The sequence below is a fragment of the Rhodococcus sp. KBS0724 genome (assembly GCF_005938745.2).
Classification (GTDB): domain Bacteria; phylum Actinomycetota; class Actinomycetes; order Mycobacteriales; family Mycobacteriaceae; genus Rhodococcus_F.
In genome coordinates, this window is the sequence record NZ_VCBX02000001.1 from 4,876,655 (window position 1) to 4,893,480 (window position 16,826).

The following is a 16,826-nucleotide window of genomic DNA, read 5'->3' on the forward strand; positions in this document are numbered from 1 at the left end:
CGTTGTTCGGCGGGTGCGGGAAAGTAGTTCTACGGGTCAGGCGGCAGTTCGACGCATCACGAGATGGTTCCGCGGGCGCGGAGGTAGTCGATGATCATGCCCGCAGCTTCCTCGGTCGTCGTCACGGCGGTGTCGATGTGGATATCAGGGTTCTGCGGCGCTTCGTACGGCGAGTCGATGCCGGTGAAATTCACCAACTCCCCCCGTCGAGCCTTCTTGTACAGCCCCTTGGGATCTCGCTCTTCTGCGACGGCGAGAGCGGTATCGACGAAGATCTCGACGAACTGGCTATCGCCGATCAATTCACGAGCCGCATGACGTTCAGCCTCGAACGGCGAAATGAACGACGCGAGGACGATCAGGCCCGCGTCCACCATCAAGCGGGTGACTTCGGTGACGCGGCGGATGTTCTCGACGCGGTCGGCTTCGGTGAACCCGAGGTCTCGATTCAACCCGTGGCGGACATTGTCACCGTCGAGAAGGTAGGTGTGTGCACCGAGAGCGTGTAGCTGGCGTTCGAGATCGTTGGCGATAGTCGACTTACCCGAACCGGAAAGACCGGTGAACCACAGAACTGCGGGTTTGTGTCCCTTGAGCCTGGTGTGCGCAGCCTCGTCGACGTCGACGGATTGCCAGTGAATGTTGTCGGACCGGCGCAGCGAGTGCGTGATCATGCCGGCACCGACGGTTCCGTTGGTGAGGCGGTCGATGAGGATGAAACTGCCCGTGTCGCGGTTGCCCACGTACGGATCGAACGGGACCGGCCGATCGAAACTGATGTTGCACACACCGATTTCGTTCAGCTCGAGGGTTGTCGTTGCAGTCTTTTCCAGTGTGTTGACGTTGATCTTGTGTTTCGGTTTCGTGATGCGCGCGGTGACGGTGACGGTACCGATCTGGCACAGGAACGGCCGTTCGGGCAGCATGGGCGCCTCGCCCATCCAGACGATGTGGGCCTCGAACTGATCGGCGACGGCCGGTGGATTGTCGCCGATGGACAGCACGTCGCCGCGACTGATGTCGATCTCGTCGGTGAGCGTGATGGTGACCGAGCGGCCGGCACCGGCAACGTCGAGGTCGCCGCCCATGGTCACGATGCGCTCGACGGTGGACGTCTTTCCGCTGGGGAGCACGCGGATGGGATCACCGGGAGAGACTGTCCCGGAGACGATCTGGCCGGAGAATCCCCGGAAATCGAGGTCCGGTCGGTTGACCCACTGCACCGGCATCCGGAACGGAGCCGCGGCGGCGGCATCGTCGATGTCCACACTTTCGAGATGTTCGATCAGGCTCGGCCCGGAGTACCACGGCGTGCGATCGCTGCGCTCGGTGAGATTGTCACCCAGGTATGCCGACATCGGAATGGCGACAAATCCGTCGAGACCGATCTCGTGAGCGAATGCCGTGTAGTCCGCGGTGATGGCGTCGAAGACCTCTTGCGAGTAGTCGACGAGGTCGAGTTTGTTGACCGCGAGCACCACGTGCTTGATCCCGAGCAACGACACCAGATACGAGTGTCGACGGGTCTGAGTCAGGATGCCTTTGCGGGAGTCGACAAGGATCACCGCGAGATCGGCTGTCGATGCGCCGGTCACCATGTTTCGGGTGTACTGCTCATGGCCCGGAGTATCGGCGACTACGAACTTACGACGCTCGGTCGTGAAGTAGCGGTAGGCAACGTCGATGGTGATGCCCTGCTCACGTTCGGCTGCGAGACCGTCGACGAGGAGCGCGAAGTCGAGCCCTTCACCTTGGGTGCCGCTCTTGCGTGAGTCCGCTTCGAGCGCCGTCAACTGGTCGTCGAAGACGAGTTTCGATTCGTAGAGCAGACGGCCGATCAGGGTGCTCTTGCCGTCGTCGACGCTGCCACAGGTGATGAATCGCAGCATGCTCTTGTTCGCGTGACGCTCGAGGTATGTCTCGATGTCGTCGGCGATCAGATCCGAGGAAACAGTCATCAGAAGTACCCTTCTTGCTTCTTCTTTTCCATCGACGCGCTGGAGTCGTGGTCGATGACCCGTCCCTGGCGTTCGGAAGTGGTGGTGAGCAACATTTCCGAGATGATCTCGGTCAAGCTGGTGGCGGTCGACTCGACAGCGCCGGTCAGTGGATAGCAGCCGAGGGTTCGGAAACGAACACTCTTGAGTTCCGGAGTTTCTCCCGGCAGCAACGGCATCCGGTCGTCGTCGACCATGATCAGTGCGCCGTCGCGTTCGACGACGGGACGCTTGTCGGCAAAGTACAGCGGAACGATCGGAATCTCTTCCTGGCGTATGTATTCCCACACATCCAGCTCGGTCCAGTTCGAGAGCGGGAAGACGCGCAGGCTTTCACCCGGCGCTTTGCGGACGTTGTACATCCGCCACAACTCCGGTCGCTGCTGCTTGGGATCCCAGCGGTGCGCAGCTGATCGGATCGAGAAGATCCGTTCCTTCGCCCGGGATTTTTCCTCGTCACGGCGGGCGCCGCCGAATGCCGCGTCGAACTTGTAGTGATCGAGGGCTTGTTTGAGGCCCTCGGTTTTCCACATGTCGGTGTGGACAGCGCTGCCGTGCGTGAACGGGTTGATCCCCTGCTTCACGCAGTCCGGATTGGTGTGGACGATCAGATCGAGATCGCCTGCAGCAGCGGTACTGTCACGAAGTTTGTACATTTCGCGGAACTTCCACGTCGTGTCGACGTGCAGCAGCGGAAACGGCAGCTTCGACGGGTAGAAGGCCTTACGCGCGAGATGCAGCATCACGGCGGAGTCCTTACCCACCGAGTACAACATCACCGGGTTCTCGCTCTGCGCAACAGCTTCACGCATGATGTGGATGCTCTCGGCTTCGAGCCGTTCGAGATGAGTCAGTGTCGTGGTCATCGGCCCAGTTCCTCCAGTGCTTTCGGGGCGAGTTCTGGTCGGCAGATCAGCAGATCCGGCAACCACGGGTTTTCCTGGTTGTAGCGAAGTTCGCTGCCATCGATACGTGAAACATGCAGTCCCGCAGCACGTGCGACAGCGACCGGCGCCGCCGAATCCCACTCGTACTGCCCGCCCGCATGGGCATAGATGTCTGCGTCACCGGATACAACCGCCATTGCCTTGGCTCCGGCGGATCCCATTTCGATCAACTCCGCGCCCATCGAGTCGGCCATTCGCATGACCGGTTCCGGACGACGCGTCCGCGACACCACAACGCGAACCGGCGTCGCAGTATCCCGTCCGGTCCGGTCGTCACTGCTTGCATAGGTGACACCGAGGGCAGGCATTGCGACCGCACCTGCTGTGAGCACACCGTTTTCGGTCAGTGCAACATGCACGGCCCAGTCCGATCGGCCGGCTTCACCGTATTCACGGGTGCCGTCGAGTGGGTCGACGATCCACACCCGATCCGCGTTCAACCTCGCGAGGTCGTCAGCGCCTTCCTCAGACAGCACTGCATCAGCGGGGAAGCGTCGGGCAAGTTCGGCGACGATGAAGTCGTGACTGAGCCGATCTGCGGCGTTCTTGAAAGTCACGGCATCCACGTCCGCCGCACCGAGGGATTTCCGGTGTTCGAGCAGAAGTTCTCCAGCCGCAGCGGCGATGTCGATCGCCGCGCGTTCATCGTTGGTGCGTGTCATAGGTACTCCACAACTGTGTAGACCTCCCGATGGATACGGGAAGAAACGTCAGGCCGACCGCAGAGTGTCCAGCGCTATGCACTGGTCTCGATGTGGTCTGCGCCATAGCGTAGCACCAGAATGAACGATGTTCATTCTATTTCGAACAATGTTCTTTCTGTGATTCATATCACTAAACTGTAAAACCTATGGTCGAGAACGAACGACGTTCATTCGCAATTGAGGTTGCAGCGCGACCCGACTACGGTGATCAAATGAGCAGTACCAGCACTAACTCGATCTACGGCGACGCCGAAGCGCGCCGACGCCGTACCTTGGACGCGGCGATCGCACTCCTGGACGAAGGCGGCTACTCCGCCCTCACGATCCGCGCGGTGGCGAAACGCTCGGGAACCAGCACCGGCCTGATCTACCAGTACTTCGTCGATAAGCAGGACATCTTTGCCGCGTTGCTCAGCGAGAGCCAACTGGAAATGGCGGACTTCGTAAGCTCGCTCCCCCGCGAGCAAGGACTGACGCCGCTACTCGAGTCCATGATTCCCGAATTCGCGCGGCATTGGGCACGGGTCGGCAGGCTCACGACCACGTGGCGCGACATCGAGGGAATGGCCGGATCCGACCGGGAGAGCATGCGGGAACTTCACGCATCAGTGGCGGTCTTCAACTCGGCATTGCTTGCGGCGCTTGCCGAATCAGCGGCAAGCGAGGGACGCATCTTGGTAGACGACCCCGCGCTGATCCATGTTGTGCTCTCGGGACTCAAAGGCTTGTCGGACACCATCGTCGTCAACATCGCCAAAGAAATCACACCCGAGCATTTTGTGAACTTCTCCGCCCGCGCGCTTGCGCGCTCGATCACGGAGTGAGTCGAACAGCGGTTCAGGAACGAACCAGGCGAGCGATAGCCGCCTGAGCTTCTTTGATCTTGGCATCGGCTTCCGGGCCGCCTTGTTTGGCGGCTTCGACAACACACCCGGCAAGGTGGGCGTCGAGAAGCTTCAGGGACACGGACTGCAACGCACTGGTTGCGGCCGACACCTGCGTCAGTACGTCGATGCAGTACCGATCGTCGGCAACCATGCGCGAGATACCCGCGACCTGACCTTCGATGCGGCGGAGACGTTTGAGCAGATCATCCTGCTCGGGGCTGTAACCACTCATAACGCCACTATACCCCCTACCCGTATAGTGCTCACTCGGATGCGACGTAAGCCATACGGAGCCGACGTGTCACATCGATCGCCATGAGCCCGGCCAGCAACAGAGCCAGACCGGCGCCGGAAATCCACAGTCCGTCGTAGTGTGTGCCCTCGAACGACGGCGCGCCCTCGATAATCGGATCGAAGGTCGACGTCGTCAGCCCTGATCTCCAGCACACGACGGCCAGCGCCAGAGACGCGACCATACCGAGAATGCCTACTCCGGTCTTGAAGTCGACTTTTCTAGTCATCGGACACCCTCTCGGAATCTCGGGCACTTTCCGCTTCGCCGCGGCCTGCCATCACCTGATTCAACGCTTCGCGCAGCGCGACGTCGTCCTTCGCCCAGGCCCGGACCAGACCGCCCGTTGTCAGTCGCAATCCGATGCTGTGACGACGACGCGGCACTCCCGACAGTTCGCCAAGTGCGCGGGCAGTTTCCCACGGCTCCATCTCGTCTTCGTACGCGGCGTCGTCCGATTCGGGAAACACCTCGGCAATTTCGTCGACCGGAACCTCCTCGGTGCCCTGCCGCAACATCGTGTTGGTCAACTCGACGCTGACATGCCGACGCGCGGCAGTGACCTGCACGTAGACCAATCCCGTCAGAATTACCGCGAACATCGCCAATCCGAACCAGTGCACCACCGGCCCGGTGAACAGTTCGATCACCAGCGCGACGAGGCAGAACGCCGGACCGAGCGCAACAGCTGACATCCGCGAACCGGGCTCGTAGAACAGAACCCCGGAAGCCTCGTCACCCATGGGCGAACCAGCTGCGCGTCGAGCTTCGATAGATCGACACCCCCGCGCTGATCAGCATCACGGGAACAACCAACGCCAGAGCCGTACTGATTCCGGCAATCACCAGCGCTATCTGAAGTAGCGCAAAAACTCCCGAATAGATCACGAGAATTCGTCGACACAGACTCCGGCCAAGGCGCGTCGGGCCGGCCAAGCCGCCGACGATCAATCCGCTCAGCAACAGCGCCACTCCGGATACCCGAACGAACGTGACATACGTATCGATGTTGTCCGCCGGTACGCCCTGATCGGCGAACTGTTCGCGGAGCGCGTACGACGCGCTGGACATATTGATCAAGCCGAACAGGATCAGCAGGAATGCACTTGCTATCCACAACCAGAAGGCGGCGTTGACAGCAGTGGGGGGACGGATCTTCTTCGATATCGTCACGGGCAGCGAGTCCGCGCTAGCCGCTCACGAGTCCTGGCACGACAACCAGGAGCGCGGTGGAGATCACGGATATGCCCAACAGCAGAAATACGATCAACTCGGTTCGCGAACTGCGTCGCGGTCGTGAGGCGTCATGTGTGCCCTCGGCGTTCAAAGCGTCTCGAGAATGCACTGCGCTTGCCTCTCCCAACTACCGTCGTGACCTGATTCACAGTACCCGCATGATGTTCACCGAGTCGACGGGGGGAACCTCAGGAAGTACGGATTCGAGTCCTTGCGATGCATCATGACAATGGCACCAACCGCCGCGACGGCTTGCAGGATCTGCGCTCCACCGAACAGCAGTGTTGCGCCGTCACCGCCCCCGCCGAGACCGAGAATCACCGGAATCGCGGAGACCAGCATGAAGACCCCGCCGAACGTCAGCAGCATGCGCGCCCAGTTCTTACCGCGACTCATCGATCGGACCACCAGCAAGAAGAGCGCGGTGAAGATAACGATCATGATCACCGACACCACCACGGCCATCGGGAAGACACTCTCGATGTCCGAGCGCGTGAGACCCGCGTCGGCGGCGGCCGGATTGCTCATCATCTCGTCGATGAACGACGACTTCTGACCGAGCATCATCGCGATCATTGCGCCGCCCTGCACCACACCGAGCACAGCCACTGCCCACCACAGCTGAATCGCCGTCACCACATCGGTCGGCGGTTCGGACTTCTGCTTGCCCGAGGGATGCGACGACGGATTGGTCGGCATCGGTCCGAGCGGGTGGAACTGATTCTGGAACTGCTGGTTCTGATACTGCTGGTTGTCGTACGAGGGTTGGTTGTCGTACGGCGGTTCCTGGCGAGGGGGCTGCCACGGCTCGGTCATAGTGACAGCCTATCTGTCCGGGACTTGATGATCATCAGGCTTGGTTCGAGCTCACAGCCAACCGGAGGCTTGGTTCGAGTTCACAGCCAACCGGAGGCTTGGTTCGAGTTCACAGCCAACCGGAGGCTTGGTTCGAGTTCACAGCCAACCGGCGACCTCGGACGCCCAGTACGTGAGAACGACGTCGGCACCGGCCCGCCTGATGCTGGTCAGTGATTCGAGAATTGCGGCGTCACGATCGATCCATCCGTTCTGCGCCGCCGCCGTGATCATCGAGTACTCCCCCGAGATCTGATACGCAGCTACCGGCACCGGCGAACGGTCCGCAGTCTCGCGCAGGATGTCGAGATACGACATGGCGGGCTTCACCATCACCATGTCCGCGCCCTCGGCAACGTCGAGATCGACTTCGCGCAACGACTCACGACGGTTCGCGCCGTCCTGCTGGTAAGTACGGCGGTCGCCCTGCAGCGAGGATCCGACAGCTTCACGGAACGGCCCGTAGAACGCCGACGCGTACTTCGCCGCGTACGCCAACTGGCCCACCTCGGTGTACCCCGCCGCGTCGAGTGCGCCGCGGATCGCCCCGACCTGGCCGTCCATCATTCCGCTCGGTCCGAGGAGATGTGCACCCGAATCTGCTTGAGCCAACGCCATCTCGACGTATCGGATCAACGTCGCGTCGTTGTCGACAGTGCCGGCCGGTGTCAGTACGCCGCAGTGTCCGTGATCGGTGAACTCGTCGAGGCACGTGTCGGCCATGATGACTGTCGAATCACCGAGTTCGTCTGCGAGAGCCCGCAATCCGACGTTGAGAATTCCGTCGGGGTCGATGGCACCCGATCCCTGTGCGTCCTTGTCCTCGGGCTTGGGCACACCGAACAGCATCAGACCGCCGACGCCTGCGCTCACCGCCTCGGTGGCCGCTGCGCGCAGCGAGTCGAGAGTGTGCTGGTACACGCCGGGCATGGAGGAGATCTCACGCGGGGCGGCGATCCCGTCTGCAACGAACATCGGCAGCACGAGGTGCCGCGGTTCGAGTGTCGTCTCCGCTACCAGCCGCCGAAGCGCAGGGGTTCGCCGGAGTCGGCGCGGACGATGGGTGGGAAACACGAGACGGGTTCTCCTTCGTCGGACCTTGCTGTGCGCCTTTATCAACCGCGGGGGGTTGATAAAGGCGCACAAGCGTGTTAACGCCTACGGGACTTCTTGCGCGGAGGAGGCAATGCACCCTCGGCGCGCAGGCGAGCAGCATGCTCTGCCAGTGCCTCGACCAGCGGTCCCACCTGTGAGGTTTCAGGCTGCACGTCGACGCGCAGTCCGAACTCGATAGCGGTTTCGGCGGTCTTCGGGCCGATGCACGCCACCAGAGTGCGAGCGTGCGGCTTGCCGGCGATGCCGACGAGGTTGCGCACCGTCGAGGACGACGTGAAGCACACCGCGTCGAAGCCGCCGGTCTTGATCATCTCGCGGGTCTCGGCGGCCGGCGGTGCGGCGCGCACCGTGCGGTACGCGGTGACGTCGTCGATTTCCCAGCCACGTTCGCGCAGACCCTCGGCGAGGGTTTCGGTCGCGATGTCGGCGCGGGGCAACAGAACTCGGTTGACCGGGTCGAAAACGTCGTCGTACGGCGCGAATTCGGCCAGCAGCCCTTCGCTGGACTGATCACCCTTCGGTACCAGTTCGGGGTTGATACCGAACGAGCGGACCTTGGCTGCCGTGGCTTCGCCGATGCAGGCGATCTTCACGCCGGAGAAGGCGCGGGCATCGAGGCCGAACTCTTCGAACTTCTCCCACACTGCGCGAACAGCATTCGTGGAAGTGAAGACGACCCACTGGTAGCGACCGTCGACGAGACCCTTGACGGAGCGTTCCATCTGAGCGGGGCTGCGCGGCGGTTCGACGGCGATGGTCGGGACCTCGATCGGGATGGCGCCGTGAGTGACCAGACGGTCACTCATCTCGCCGGCCTGATCCTTGGTACGCGGCACGAGGACGGTCCAGCCGTACAGTGCGCGTGATTCCCACCAGGACATCTTGTTCCGCTGGCTCACAACCTTGCCGACGGTGATGACCAGGGAGCCGACCAGTTCGGAACCGGCCTCGTTGAGCGTCGCCAGTGTTGCTTCGACGGTGCGCTGCTGCCGGGTGGTGCCGCGCACGGTGATCGCTGCGGGGGTCTGCGGAGCCATGCCGTTCTCGACCAGCGCGCTGGCGGTCTCGGCGAGGTGTCCGGACGTTGCGTGCAGTACGAGCGGTCCCGGTGCTGCGGCCAGTGCGGCCCAGTCGACCTCGCCGCGCACGTCGGCTTCGGTGTGTCCCGAGCCCAGTGCCATACCGGCGTAGCTGGGAACGGCTGAGCCGGAGGGCAGTCCTGGCAGGACCTCGAACTGAACCTGGGTACGTGCGACTGCGGTGACCTCGGCGATCACGGAATCCGTGGTAAGCGGATCACCGGATACGAGACGGACGACGTCGTGGCCGTTCTTGGCTTCGTGCACAAGAGTTTTGGCGACCTCGGCCGGTTCCCCGAGCGCGGGACGCACGTCGGCGATCAGTTCGCCGGTTTCCTCGTCGCGACCCATGTCGATGCCCACGAGAGCGACGACGCCCTTGTCCACATCAGGATCGGTGAATGCCAAGGCTGCGCCGGTGAGGACGTCGCGTGCGCGAACGGTGAGCAGGGCGGGGTCGCCCGGTCCCGATCCCACGAACAGGATCCGTCCGGGAGTGTTCTTTCGGACTCGGGTCATCGGTGATTCTCCAGTGCGCTGTATCGAAATGGGAACTTGGTGCAAGTGCAATAGGTTGTGTCAAACATCGGCGGCCTCGCCTGTGGTCACGTTCATCAACTCTCGGGCGCCGAGTTCGAGTAACTCTCGGGCCACCGCTCTGCCGAGTTCCTCGGCGTTGCCCGGCGCACCGACTGCGCCGGTACGGATGACGTCCGAACCGTCGAATGCGGCTGCGCAGCCGCGGATCGACAGTTCGTCGAAAATTCTGCCGTTGTCGTCGATTGATTCGACAACTTCGGCGAGTGCCCCGACCGGGGCAGTACATCCCGCTTCGAGTTCGGCCAGCAGAGCACGTTCGGCGATGACCGCCGCACGAGTATCCGCATGGTCGAGCTCTGCGAGTATCGCCACCAATTCTTCATTGGCAGAGAGACATTCGACGGCCAGCGCACCCTGCGCCGGCGCCGGCAACATCTGAACGGGCTCGATGTTCTCGGTGATGAGATCAAGGAGACCGATGCGGGACAGACCGGCGCGAGCAAGGATCACGGCATCGAGTTCACCGGATTCGACCTTGCCCAGCCTGCGCTGCAGGTTTCCGCGCAACGGCACGATGTCGAGACCGAGGCCGAGGGCCGACAGCTGCGAAACACGGCGCGGCGCAGAGGTACCGACCTTGGACCCGGCCGGAAGTTCACCGAGCACCAGGCCGTCACGGGCGACCAGCGCATCACGCGGATCTTCGCGAGGCGGGATCGCCGCGATCACGAAACGCTCGTCCTGCGCAGTGGGCAGATCCTTGTACGAATGCACGGCAACGTCGACGCGGTTGTCCGCCAACGCTTCTCGGAGCTCCGCCGTGAACACGCCGACGCCGATCTTCTGCACGGGATCGGTGGACTGATCACCCTTGGTCTTGATGATGACCAGTTCAGCCGGATGCCCGGCCGCAATGAGTGCGTCGCGCACGGTTCCGGCTTGCGTGGTGGCGAGAAGGCTTCCCCGAGTACCGATCCGCAGAGTTCCCTCGGAGTGCAACGTTTCAGAATGTGAAGGTGTGGCGCTCATACCTGCTTGTCCCTTCCGGCGCGATCGCCGTCCACCCGGTCGGTGGGTGCGGCCACTGCCGCAGGCAATGCCGGGCTGAGTTCGAATAGTTCACGCAATGCCGCCGCGTAGGAGTCTCCGCCCGGCGCCGACGCCAGTTGCTTGACGCGCACGGTGGGTGCGTGGAGCAGTTTGTCGACGACGCGTCGCACTGTGCGGGCGACTTCGTCACGCTGCGGATCGCCGAGATCAGGCAACCTCGAATCGAGGCGCATGAGTTCGGATTCGACGACGTCTGCGGCGCGCTGCCGCAGGGCTGTGACCGTGGGAGTGACTTCTGCGAGTCGCTGACCAGCGAGGTACATTGCCAGCTCGCTGGCGACGATGGCGCGTGCGGCGTCGGCGTCGGATGCCGCGGCACCGGCGGCCGGATCCCGTTGCAGCGCTTCCATGTCCAGGACCGTGACGTCGGGCAGGCCTGCTACTGCCGGGTCGATATCGCGGGGCAGACCGAGGTCGCAGATCACCAGGTGCTTGTTCGGGAGGCGATCGGGTTCGGCGAGTGCGCGGTGCGCATCGGCCAATGTCACTACTGCCCCGACCGCGCCGGTGCAGGTCACCAGCACGTCCGCCTGCGCCATGACCGCTGAAAGCTGCTCGAAATCAACAGCTTCGGCGACGACTCCGTTGGAGCGAGCGGTGTCCGCCAGGTGCTCGGCGCGCTCGCGGGTGCGGTTGACGACAATGATGCGATCGATGCCCGCGCGGGTCAGGTGCGCAACCGACAGTCCGCCCATCGCGCCGGCGCCGACTACAACTGCGGTGCGTCCGACCAGTCCGCCGTCACCGAGGATTCCGGCGGCGCGGTCGAGCGCCACCGATACCACTGATGCTCCGGCAGAATCGATTCCAGTTTCGGAGTGCACCCGCTTGCCGACGCGCAGCGCCTGCTGGGCAAGTTCGTGCACAACTCGCCCGGCCGCCTGCTGCGCGTCGGACGACGCGTAAGCAGTGCGAATCTGGCCGAGGATCTGCTGCTCGCCGATCACCATCGAGTCGAGGCCGCTTGCAACGGCAAAGAGGTGCTCGACGGCAGCTTCGCTGTACCGCACGTAGGCGTGGGCATGCAGGGCCGTGAGGTCCAGACCGGAATGGTCGGAGAGGATCTCGCCGACCTCGGTGAGAGCGCCGTGGAATGCGTCCACGACTGCGTAGACCTCTACCCGATTGCAGGTGGAGACGATCATCGCCTCGGTGATGTGCGACGACGCCAGAAGCTTGTCGATCAACTTCGGACGGTCGGTGTCGGTCACCGCCACTCGCTCGAGAACCGGCACGGGCGCAGTTCTATGCGAAACCCCGACAAGCAAAACACTCACGGCGCGATCACTGATCCGTTTCTTGTCGAACCTGCTCCGACCGGAGCGGGTGAACTTGTGGAGGGACGGGACGAAGCGGGTGCCGCATGAGCGACGCGCACTCGTGGTGCAGCAGACGCCTGATCTGCGTTGCGTGCACTGTTGAACGAAAGAACCTGCATTTCGACGGCCAGGTCCACGCGTCGCAGTTCCACGTGATCCGGAACGTCGAGCGCGATCGGCGAGAAACTCATGATGCAGAGGAGGCCGGCGCGAACGAACTGATCGCACACTTCCTGAGCGGCCTCGTCCGGTGTGGAGATGACGCCGATGGTGGCCTTCAGCTCACGGCACGCGAATTCGAGTTCGGCGATGTCCCGCACGGTCAGATCGCCCACCTGGGTTCCGACACGGGCGGAGTCGCTGTCGAAGAGTCCGACCATCTCGAATCCACGACGACTGAATCCGCCGTAGCCGACCAGTGCTTTTCCGAGGTTTCCGACGCCGACCAGAACGACCTTGTGTCCGCGGTCGAGTCCGAGCGCACGCTCGATGCGGATGCGGAGTTTGGTGACGTCGTATCCGACTCCGCGAACACCGTTGGGACCGAGGAACGACAGATCCTTGCGCAACTTCGCTGATCCGACGCCTGACGCCTGTGCAAGTTCTTCGCTGGAGACGATGGACGTACCGCGGTCGGACATGACTCCGAGGACCCGCAGGTATGCCGCCAACCGGGTCACCGTAGCCTGGGGGATGACGCGATCCTGTGTGGTTGCGGAATCGACCTCAGCAGCAGTAGTAGCGACAGGACGGCCCGCAGCGCCGGTGACGCGCTGAGCCAATGGCTCGTGCGTCTGGTGCGGTTCGGTCACGTCGTTGGCTCCTCGTCCGACCGACACAGCTGTCGACCTCCACGATGCTCCGGGGGGAATGTTCACACCACGGTAACCGCTTGTGAACCCATGCACAAAGTTGCTTGGAACGGGTTCGATGTGCCTTTAACCTGCAGAGCGGCAGATTTCCCCATATTTAGCGTTGCCTTACTTGCGTAAATCGGCTCGAAGTCTCTCTTCGTCGACTTCCCAATAACCGTGCTCGCGCCCGTCGAGAAGAATGACCGGTAGCCGATCGCCGTACTCAGCTCTCAGCTCGGGGTCGCTCGCTGCGGCTTCGTCCACGTCGATGCACGTCACTTCAAGCTCGAACTCACTGCAGACCCGCGCCAGCACCTCCGCAGCGCCTACACAGGAGGCGCATCCTGCGCGGGTCAACAAGGTCACTTCATGGGTGTTCACAGTCATCGAGTAAGGACCTTTCCTCAGGCGCGATGTTCGTCTACGTGTCGGTCAAGTCTGCCTTCTGCGCCCGCCCCGATACCAAATCGCCCGAGAGGAAGGTCACACACACTCACACTCATCGCCATCCACACCTTGGAGCCTCACCGCGGAGGATAGGCTGACTTCAAGAGTTCTCTGCTCAACGGTGCAACACGGGAGGTGCGGGTGCCTGCGCGATCACTACCGAACGGTTCCGGATTCGGGTCGGGGCTGGCCGGGGTCATTCTCCCCGGTCGTCGCCGGGCCAAGAATCCGCTGGGACCGAGCGAATCGGAAGTTCGAGCCAACCTTGCCGGTGAGGCCAGCGTGGACGCGGCGCTTGCACTCACCGCGGCCGCCCATCCGGAAGAACCGGCCGCCGACGACGCCGTACCGGCGGTGCCGCGGGACCTCACTGCTGCGGCGTTCTTCGACGTCGACAACACCATGGTCCAGGGTGCGTCCATCATTCACTTCGCCCGTGGGTTGGCCGCCCGGAAGTACCTGAAGACGTCGGACCTGGTGGATTTCGCCTGGAAACAGGTCAAGTTCCGGGTCACCGGACGCGAGAGCAGTGACGACGTCGCCGAGGGCCGTGAGAAGGCCCTCTCGTTCGTGGCGGGCCGGTCCACGGCCGAACTCGCCCGCCTCGGCGAGGAAATCTACGACGAGGTGATCGCGGACAAGATCTGGCCGGGCACCCGGGCGCTGGCTCAGATGCACCTGGACGCGGGTCAGCAGGTCTGGTTGGTGACGGCCACCCCCGTCGAACTCGCGCAGGTCATTGCCGAGAAACTAGGTCTGACTGGAGCCTTGGGTACCGTCGCGGAAAGCGAGGACGGCGTCTTCACCGGCCGTCTTGTCGGTGACATCCTGCATGGAATGGGCAAGGCGCATGCAGTCCGTACCCTCGCGGTTCGTGAGGGACTCAACCTCAAGCGGTGCTCCGCGTACTCCGACTCGCACAACGACGTCCCGATGCTCTCCCTGGTCGGTACCGCCGTTGCGATCAACCCCGACGCCGATCTTCGTGAACTCGCGAAGAACCGCGGCTGGGAAGTGCGTGATTTCCGCACCGCCCGCAAAGCCGCCAAGATCGGCGTTCCCACAGCGCTGGTACTCGGGGCGATCAGCGGGGCACTCGCGGTCATTCTCGCGCGTCGCAAAGAACAGAGCGCCTGACGGAACGTACGAAGTCCGGATCGAATCGATCCGGACTTCGTACGTTCAGCCGAGGAAAATATTGCGGCGCTTGGCCAGCAACCGGTAGAGCGTCTGCTGGATGGTCTCACGCACGTGGTCGGTCACTTCGAAGAGAACCATCGGATCCTCTTCGGCGCCTGCGTCGTACGTGTCCGTGACAATCGGCGTCCCGAATTCGATGTGCCATTTCGACGGTAGCGGGACAAGCCCGAGCGGTCCTAGATGCGGAAACAACGGAGTGACCGGGAAATACGGAAGGCCCAACAACCGCGACAGCGTCGTCAGGTCGCCGATTTTCGGGTAGATCTCTTCCGAGCCGACTATCGAGCACGGAATGATCGGAACTCCGGTACGCATTGCGGCCGACACGAATCCGCCGCGTCCGAACCGCTGCAACTTGTACCGTTCACTGAACGGCTTTCCGATTCCCTTGAACCCTTCGGGGAAGACTGCGGCCACTTCACCCTCACGCAGAAGCCGCTCGGCGTCCGGGTTGCAGGCCAGGGTATGCCCGGCTTTGCGTGCGAGTCCACCGACCAGCGGCATCTCGAATGCCATGTCCGCAGCCAGCATTCGCAGTGGCCGGTGCGCCGGATGGTGATCGTGTACGGCAACGGACGTCATCAGCCCGTCGATCGGAATCACGCCGGCATGATTCGCAACCACGAGCGCGCCGCCGGTAAGGGGAATGTTCTCGATTCCGCTGACCTCGACACGAAACCACTTCTCGAACAGTGGCCGGAGCATCGGCATGACGATGTGGTCCGCGAAGTGCGGGTCGAACCCGAACTCGTCGACCTCGTAGTCACCGGCCATCCGGCGACGCAGGAACTCCGCAGTCGACGCGATCTGATCGACAAGTCCCGAGCGGACGGTGTCGACAAACGATCCGTCATTGGGAGTCTTGGGCGGCAACGTCGAACTCGAAGGATGCCGGCGCTCGCTTTGCTCTCGCACCAAACGCTCGGCGCCGGTTACCGATTCACCCGAGCGAGCTTCACTTCGGGCCGGGTGCGGCCGCAACGGAATTACCTTTGCCACGTCACTCATCGCTCCACCACACCTCGGTCCGGGGTCATCATCGACATCACGTCGGCGCTCGGCGACGCACTGGCTCCGTTGCCGCCGACGATCGCGGTCAGCGTTTTCTCCGCACGGTCGATCCACTCGGACCCGATGATCCGCCGCGTCTGCATGGCCCGGACGAAGTCGTCGAGCGCTTGCATCGTCGTCCACCTCGGCTCGAAGCCCATCTCACTGCGCATGCGTGTGGTGTCCAGGCCGCAACCGAACCGGAAGTACTCGAGTTGTTCGTCGGTGTACAACCGCATCGACGAACCGACCAAGGCATTGCCGACGCTACGGAACAGCGCCAACGGCATCGGAACTTCGATGCGTCCGGCTCGCCTGATGGCCTGCGACATCATCACAACCCCGTCTGCGGCGATGTTGTACGTTCCCGACACCGGGGTGATGGTGGCGCATTCGAGCGCGGCAAGCGCGTCCTCGGCGTGCAGTAACTGCAGGCGTGCGTTGCGTCCAGCGATGGTCGGAACCACCGGTGCGCTGACGTAGTGCCCGACCGTCGCGGTGAGTTGGGGTCCGATCAGCGGGGCAAGCCTCAGAATCGCGACGTCGATGTCGGGCCGGCGACGCCCCATGCCGCGGAGATACCCCTCGATTTCGAGGGTGTCGCGGGCGTACCCTCCTGGCGGGCGCCGACGCGCGCTCATCTCCTCGGTGAACTGAGCCGGATCCTTGGCACTGCACCCGTACACCACCGACGCGGATCGGAGCACGACTTTACGAACGGTGGGGGCCTTCTGACACACAGCGAACAACTGCATGGCGCCGATGACATTCATGTCCTTCATCGCTGCGCGCGAACCTGATTTGGGGGCCTTCTGCAAGGTCGACGCGTGTACGACGGTATCAACTTCGGCGTTCCGGATGACCTTGCCGATGAGAGGATTGCGGATGTCGGCGCGCACGAATTCGGCACGGCCCATTCTGCGCAACATGTCTTTGCTGGGACTCACCGAATCAACGGCGATCACTCGCTCGATTGCCGGATTCTGCGCCAGTCTGGTCACCAGGTAACCGCCCAGAAATCGGCTTGTGCCGGTCACGAGAACCACGCGGGGAACTACATTGTCCGATTTCGTGTCGCCTGCTGATTTTTCGTCGGCTGCTGTGTCACGAACTACCACCAAGTACCCCCATATCCAGGACGGACGAGCGTTCCCGAATCACTTTTGTGACAAGTTTCCCCCACCATACGGCCA

General features: G+C 62.7%; 18 protein-coding genes. 2 read left to right on the plus strand and 16 right to left on the minus strand.

What is annotated here, in order from left to right:
• Positions 1-56: 56 nt before the first annotated feature.
• From cysN to FFI94_RS22460, 3 genes are read right to left on the minus strand one after another with little or no spacing between them, the layout of a single operon-like run.
• Positions 57-1,958 (minus strand): sulfate adenylyltransferase subunit CysN, encoded by a 1,902-nt coding sequence (cysN, locus tag FFI94_RS22450; protein WP_138869751.1) that lies wholly within the window; start codon positions 1,956-1,958, stop codon positions 57-59.
• The gene (gene cysD / locus FFI94_RS22455; protein WP_138869752.1) at positions 1,958-2,863 is read right to left on the minus strand and encodes a sulfate adenylyltransferase subunit CysD; all 906 of its coding nucleotides are present in this window, start codon (positions 2,861-2,863) and stop codon (positions 1,958-1,960) included. The genes cysN and cysD overlap by 1 nt, the downstream gene beginning before the upstream one ends.
• Positions 2,860-3,606, minus strand: a complete 747-nt coding sequence (locus tag FFI94_RS22460; RefSeq protein WP_138869753.1) for a 3'(2'),5'-bisphosphate nucleotidase CysQ — start codon at positions 3,604-3,606, stop codon at positions 2,860-2,862. Before FFI94_RS22460 ends, cysD begins: the two co-directional genes overlap by 4 nt.
• Before the next feature lie 254 nt (positions 3,607-3,860).
• Here FFI94_RS22460 and FFI94_RS22465 point away from each other — a divergent pair, with 254 nt between their 5' ends.
• Positions 3,861-4,472: a TetR/AcrR family transcriptional regulator gene (locus tag FFI94_RS22465; RefSeq protein WP_138869754.1), complete on the plus strand. Its 612-nt coding sequence runs from the start codon at positions 3,861-3,863 to the stop codon at positions 4,470-4,472.
• Positions 4,473-4,485: 13 nt separating this feature from the next.
• On the opposite strand, the gene FFI94_RS22470 is transcribed toward FFI94_RS22465, so the two are convergent.
• The 11 genes from FFI94_RS22470 to FFI94_RS22520 all read right to left on the minus strand — a co-directional run bounded on the left by FFI94_RS22470 (position 4,486) and on the right by FFI94_RS22520 (position 13,323).
• Positions 4,486-4,767, minus strand: a complete 282-nt coding sequence (locus FFI94_RS22470; RefSeq protein ID WP_033235483.1) for a metal-sensitive transcriptional regulator — start codon at positions 4,765-4,767, stop codon at positions 4,486-4,488.
• Between the two features lie 31 nt (positions 4,768-4,798).
• Complete coding sequence (locus tag FFI94_RS22475) at positions 4,799-5,056, minus strand: hypothetical protein (protein ID WP_138869755.1); 258 nt, start codon at positions 5,054-5,056, stop codon at positions 4,799-4,801.
• A complete protein-coding gene (locus tag FFI94_RS22480) occupies positions 5,049-5,570 on the minus strand; it encodes a hypothetical protein (protein WP_138869756.1) in 522 nt (173 codons plus the stop codon). Before FFI94_RS22480 ends, FFI94_RS22475 begins: the two co-directional genes overlap by 8 nt.
• Positions 5,563-6,000 carry a hypothetical protein gene (locus tag FFI94_RS22485; protein WP_138869757.1) on the minus strand — a complete coding sequence of 146 codons (438 nt, stop codon included), beginning with the start codon at positions 5,998-6,000 and terminating at the stop codon, positions 5,563-5,565. The genes FFI94_RS22480 and FFI94_RS22485 overlap by 8 nt, the downstream gene beginning before the upstream one ends.
• A 228-nt stretch (positions 6,001-6,228) precedes the next feature.
• Positions 6,229-6,879, minus strand: coding sequence for a hypothetical protein (locus FFI94_RS22490; RefSeq protein WP_138869758.1), 651 nt, complete (start codon positions 6,877-6,879; stop codon positions 6,229-6,231).
• A gap of 138 nt (positions 6,880-7,017) precedes the next feature.
• Positions 7,018-7,992 (minus strand): porphobilinogen synthase, encoded by a 975-nt coding sequence (hemB, locus tag FFI94_RS22495; RefSeq protein ID WP_138869759.1) that lies wholly within the window; start codon positions 7,990-7,992, stop codon positions 7,018-7,020.
• 77 nt (positions 7,993-8,069) lie between these two features.
• On the minus strand, positions 8,070-9,632 hold the full coding sequence (locus tag FFI94_RS22500) for a bifunctional uroporphyrinogen-III C-methyltransferase/uroporphyrinogen-III synthase (RefSeq protein WP_138869760.1): 1,563 nt from the start codon (positions 9,630-9,632) through the stop codon (positions 8,070-8,072).
• A gap of 60 nt (positions 9,633-9,692) precedes the next feature.
• Positions 9,693-10,682, minus strand: a complete 990-nt coding sequence (hemC, locus tag FFI94_RS22505; RefSeq protein WP_138869761.1) for a hydroxymethylbilane synthase — start codon at positions 10,680-10,682, stop codon at positions 9,693-9,695.
• Complete coding sequence (locus tag FFI94_RS22510) at positions 10,679-12,040, minus strand: glutamyl-tRNA reductase (protein ID WP_138869762.1); 1,362 nt, start codon at positions 12,038-12,040, stop codon at positions 10,679-10,681. The genes hemC and FFI94_RS22510 overlap by 4 nt, the downstream gene beginning before the upstream one ends.
• Complete coding sequence (locus tag FFI94_RS22515) at positions 12,037-12,921, minus strand: redox-sensing transcriptional repressor Rex (RefSeq protein ID WP_138869763.1); 885 nt, start codon at positions 12,919-12,921, stop codon at positions 12,037-12,039. The genes FFI94_RS22510 and FFI94_RS22515 overlap by 4 nt, the downstream gene beginning before the upstream one ends.
• A 141-nt stretch (positions 12,922-13,062) precedes the next feature.
• Positions 13,063-13,323: a glutaredoxin family protein gene (locus FFI94_RS22520; RefSeq protein WP_033235492.1), complete on the minus strand. Its 261-nt coding sequence runs from the start codon at positions 13,321-13,323 to the stop codon at positions 13,063-13,065.
• Between the two features lie 201 nt (positions 13,324-13,524).
• On the opposite strand from FFI94_RS22520, the gene FFI94_RS22525 reads away from it, so the two are divergent.
• On the plus strand, positions 13,525-14,520 hold the full coding sequence (locus FFI94_RS22525; protein WP_138869764.1) for an HAD family phosphatase: 996 nt from the start codon (positions 13,525-13,527) through the stop codon (positions 14,518-14,520).
• Positions 14,521-14,565: 45 nt separating this feature from the next.
• Here FFI94_RS22525 and FFI94_RS22530 read toward each other — a convergent pair whose 3' ends face one another.
• A complete protein-coding gene (locus FFI94_RS22530) occupies positions 14,566-15,591 on the minus strand; it encodes a lysophospholipid acyltransferase family protein (protein WP_138869765.1) in 1,026 nt (341 codons plus the stop codon).
• On the minus strand, positions 15,588-16,679 hold the full coding sequence (locus FFI94_RS22535) for an NAD-dependent epimerase/dehydratase family protein (protein WP_138873344.1): 1,092 nt from the start codon (positions 16,677-16,679) through the stop codon (positions 15,588-15,590). The genes FFI94_RS22530 and FFI94_RS22535 overlap by 4 nt, the downstream gene beginning before the upstream one ends.
• Positions 16,680-16,826: the final 147 nt, after the last annotated feature.